At 39.0% G+C, this 1,526-nt stretch carries 2 protein-coding genes; both read left to right on the forward strand.

Going from position 1 to position 1,526, the window contains the following annotated elements; all coding sequences use genetic code 11:
* The first annotated feature begins 50 nt into the window (after positions 1–50).
* A complete protein-coding gene (locus tag ACFINK_RS09260; protein ID WP_375638898.1) occupies positions 51–860 on the forward strand; it encodes an ERF family protein in 810 nt (269 codons plus the stop codon).
* 1 nt (position 861) lies between these two features.
* Entirely contained in the window at positions 862–1,485 is a 624-nt protein-coding gene (locus tag ACFINK_RS09265; protein ID WP_375638900.1) for a lambda exonuclease family protein, read from the forward strand.
* Positions 1,486–1,526 lie beyond the last annotated feature (41 nt).

Below are 1,526 nucleotides of genomic sequence, written 5' to 3' on the forward strand. Positions count from 1 at the left end.
AGCGTGATTCACGCCACGGGTGAATTGCGCTCAAATAGGAGGAAATCAAGATGAGTGAACTAAGTACCACACAAACGGAATTAGTGGAAAAAACGAACGATTGTGAAATCAAACCTACAGCTATGGAGCTTATTTTAGAAAGAGCTTTAGAAAATGATGTCGATATGGATCGTCTCAAGCGTCTTCTTGAATTGCGAGAACAAGAGATAAAACGACAAGAGCGCCAAAACTTTGTCCGTGATCTTTCTACTATACAAGTGGAATATAAAAATATCGAACAAAATGCCATTAATACACATACTAAAAGCCTCTATACAACGCTTGATAAATATATTGATGCTATTAAAGAACCTCTTGCAAAACATCACTTTGCCTTGTTCTCTCGTATCAAAGACCAGCGTTCAAATGACATAACTGTAGAAATGACTTTAAAGCATATATCGGGCAATGAAATATCAACACAAGGAACATTTCCCATTGATGCTACGGGAAGCAAAAATAACACACAAGCGGTTGGTTCTACTATAAGCTACGCACGTCGATATCTCTTAGGCATGCTTCTTAATGTTGCAAGAAAAGAAGACGATACAGATGGAATAACACTTCTTGCGGGTATCTCTTCTGAACAGATGAATGAAATCAAAGAATTAATTAAAAAAACACAATCTGAAGAAAGTAGGCTTCTCTCTTTCATAGGAGTAAAAAATCTAAAAGATATGTCTTTTAAACAAGCACAAACCGCTTTGTTTTCTTTGAAAAAAAAGCAACGAAAGCAAATGAATAAAGCACAACAAGAGCAATTAGATGCACCTATACAAGATATCGAATATGCGCCAACTCAACAAGAAACGGCGGTGTGAAATGGAACAAAGGACAGCAGAGTGGTTTCAAGCGCGCTTGGGTAAAGTCACTGCATCTAATGTCTACAGCGTACTCAGTAAGACAGCTAAAGGCTTGCCTACCAGCAAATATGAAGACTACAAAACGAAACTCATGACAGAACGCTTAATAGAGGAAATAAGCCAATCTTATACAACACCTGCTATGCAATGGGGTATCGAACATGAAGAAGATGCCTTAAGAGAATATGAATTCATTTATGACGCAGAAGTCACAAGATGCGGGTTTATCCCACACCCCAAAATGGAAATGGCGGGGGCTAGTCCTGATGGGTTGATTGGAGAGGACGGTTTAATAGAAGTCAAATGTCCACAATCAACCACGCATTTGCGTTTTTTTATTTATGACGAAATCAAGCCTGAATATATCGCACAGATGCAATTCCAAATGGCATGCACTGGACGCAAATGGTGTGATTTCATGAGCTATAATCCAAACTTTGTAGGCAAATCTACTGGTTTGAGAATGAAAATCAAACGCGTCCTCCGTGATGAGAAACACATTGAAGAGATCAATAAAGCGGTCGAAATCTTTTTAGGGGAAATAGAACAAGAGATGCAAAAGATTTTGGCAAAAGCTGCTTAAACCTATGGGGGTGCTCTCTCCTCCCAGCACTCCCACCCATT

Origin of the sequence: Bartonella sp. AA16NXGY, assembly GCF_042197325.1 — a bacterium.
GTDB lineage: Bacteria > Pseudomonadota > Alphaproteobacteria > Rhizobiales > Rhizobiaceae > Bartonella.